Source organism: Streptomyces sp. NPDC054956 (assembly GCF_053609185.1).
This window is the reverse complement of record NZ_JBSGXB010000524.1, coordinates 1-3,099: the sequence shown is the minus strand read 5'-3', so window position 1 is coordinate 3,099 and position 3,099 is coordinate 1. Positions and strand designations below refer to the sequence as shown.

At 76.0% G+C, this 3,099-nt stretch carries 1 protein-coding gene; it reads left to right on the top strand.

Translation table 11 applies throughout. The features are described from left to right. Window positions 1-375 precede the first annotated feature (375 nt). Window positions 376-3,099: class IV lanthionine synthetase LanL (lanL, locus tag ACWGDE_RS37715; protein ID WP_453393598.1), on the top strand; the 2,724-nt coding region annotated here is incomplete at its 3' end.

Sequence of the window (3,099 nt, the reverse complement as noted above, 5' to 3'; positions counted from 1 at the left end):
CACTCCGTCGCACCCCCCCCCCTGGGGGTGCCCACGGCGGCCGACACCCATACCCTTGGCCCCCGGGCCCTGCCGCGCACCCGGGGACCCCCCGGGGGCCGACCCGTTTCGCGGCCCCTCGCACGGACCTGTCGCGGGACCCCGTACGTACGTGTCGTGGTTTCCCGCAGTCCTCCCGCGGTCCACCCCATACGGGTCCGCCCTGCGGGATTCCACGATCTGCGGCGCGCACCCGCCGCACTAGCTTCCTACCTGTGCCCGGCGGACGCCGGTGAACACGGCCCCCCACCCACCGACTTGCCGGGGCGAGGCATGCCTCGCCGGCCGGCGGACGCGGTGGCGCGGCCGGCAGAACACACGGACGGGAGGCAGCTGGTGCAGCAGGTCGCAGGGTCGGGCGAGAAGCGCGCGACGGCCGGCGCGGCGGACGGATTCCGTCTGCAGGGCCTGGCACGGGCGGTCCTCGCCGAGCACGGTGCGCACGACTGGACGGTCACCGAGGACGACGCCTGGTGCCGGGTGATGCCGCCCGAGCGGGACGAGCGGATCCAGGGCTGGAAGCTGCACCTGTCCGCGACCCGGCTGTCGGCGCCCGAGGTGGTGCACCGCGCGGCGACCGTCCTGGTCGCGGCCGGCTGCGGCTTCAAGTTCGCCAAGAGCATCGCGGTGGTGGAGGAGATGACCTCGGACCGCTACGACCGCGCCCAGTGCGGGAAGATCGTCACCTGCTACCCGGCGGACGACGAGCAGTTGCGCCGGCTTGCCGCCGCCCTGGACGAGGCCACCGCCGGCCTGCCCGGCCCGGCCATCCTCTCCGACCGCCGGCTGCGCCCGGGCAGCCTGGTCCACTACCGCTACGGCGTGTACGGCGGGGTGCCGGTGCTGACCAACGACGGCAGCCACGAGCTGCGGGTCCAGGCGCCGGACGGCACCACCGCGGAGGACCTGCGCAAGCCGTGGTTCTGCCCGCCGGCCTGGGCGGTGTCGCCCTTCCCCGCGGAGCCGTCCGCGGCACCCTCGACTCCCAGGGCTCCGGGGCCGGTCCTGCTCGCCGACCGGTTCGAGATCCGCGAAGCGATCCGGCATTCGGCCCGGGGCGGCATCTACCGGGCGCTCGACCACCGGACCGGAGCGGAAGTGGTGGTCAAGCAGGCCCGGTCGCACGTCGGCACCCGCGTGACCGGTGAGGACGCCCGCGACGCGCTGCGCCGCGAGTCCGCCGCCCTGGCGGAGCTCGACGGGATCGCCGCCGGGCACGTGGAACTGTTCGACCTGGACGGCCACACCTTCCTCGTCCAGGAGTCGCTGCCCGGGAGCACCCTGACCCGATGGGTGCAGGAGGAGCTGGACCTCACCGGCCGCACGGCGGGCCTGGAGCCGGCGCGGGTGGTCGAGATGGCCCGCCGGCTCGCCGCGCTGCTGGGCCGGGTGCAGGAACTGGGCATGGTCTACCGGGACTTCACCCCGAACAACATCATCGTGGGGCCCGACGGAGAGCTGCGGCTGATCGACCCGGAGCTGGCGGTCCGGCCCGGGCAGTGGGCCACGCGCGGCTACACCGACGGGTTCGCCGCGCCCGAGGTGCTCCGCGGGCCGCGGTTCGGCCCGATGCCCGGCCCGGAGTCGGACCTCTACTCCCTCGGCGGGGCCCTCTTCTACCTGGCCGTGGGCACCGCGCCCACGTTCCCCAAGAGCCGGCCCGAGCCCTCCTCCCCCCGGCCGCAGCTCGCCGGGCTGCTCACGATGAGCGGGGTGCACAACCGGGCCGCCCGACTGCTGGCACCGGCCGTGCTCGGGCTGACCCATGAGGATCCGGGAGCCCGGTGGACCCTCGCCCGGCTGGGCGAGTTCCTGGACGGGCTCGACGCCAATGCCCCCGTGGCACTCGCGTCCGAGGCCGGCTCCGGCAACGACGGGCCCCGGACGGCCGGTTCGCCCGGCGGCGCCGCCGACCGGCAGCTCTCCGCCGACCGACGGCTCCCCGCAGACCCGCAGCTCCCCGCCGACCGGCTCGACCCCGCGCTCCAGCAGCGCCTGGTCGACGACGGCCTGGCCCATCTGCTGGCCACCCTCCCGGATCCGGGTGACGGCACCCCGCGCCTGTGGCCCAGTACCGGGTTCGGCAGCAGTTCCGACGCCTGCAACGTGCAGCACGGCGCCGCCGGCGTGCTCGGCCTGCTGACCCTCGCGGACACCCACGCGGACAGCGACGCGGACAGCCTCGCGGGCCCCGCCGGGGCCCGCGAGGAGCGCCGCGCCGTCCTGTCGCAGGTGGCCGGCTGGCTCGACCGCCGCCGCGCCGACGTGCCGAACCCGCTGCCCGGGCTCTACTTCGGGCGCGCCGGTACCGCCTGGGCGCTGCACGACGCCGCCCTGCGCCTCGATGACCCCGAACTGGCCGACCACGCCGCCGAGCTGGCCCTCGCCCTTCCCGTCCACTGGCCCAACCCGGACGTCTGCCACGGCACGGCCGGCAGCGCGCTCACCCAGCTCCACCTGTGGCACGCCACCGGGCGCGAGGAGTTCCGCCTGCGGGCGGCCGAGGCCGCCGACAGCCTGCTGACCGCAGCCGAGTACGACGGCGACCGGGTGTTCTGGCCGGTCCCCAAGGACTTCGACTCGGCCCTCGCGGGCATCCGCCACTTCGGCTTCGCCCACGGCGTCGCCGGTGTCGGCTACACCCTGCTCGCCGCTGCCCGCGCCACCGGCGAGCGGAAGTACCTGGAGGCCGCCGTGGACGCCGGCAACACCCTCGTCGCGGAGGCCGAGCGGGGCCCGTGGGGGGCCCGCTGGCGCACCGACCGCGACGACGCCCCCGGCAGCGGCATGCTGTACCACTGGTGCAGCGGGGCATCCGGCGTCGGTACGTTCCTCGTCCGGCTCTGGCAGGACACCGGGGACCCGGCCCACCTGCGCGCCGCGGAGGATGCCGCGGTCGCGGTCCGCGGCGTGCGGTGGAGCTCGCCCACCGCGGCCTGCCACGGTCTGGCCGGCAACGGCGAGTTCCTGCTCGACCTCGCCGACGCCGTCGGCGGTCCGTACCGGGACTGGGCGCAGGAGCTGGCGGCGTCGCTCTACGCCCGCCACGCCGTACGGGAC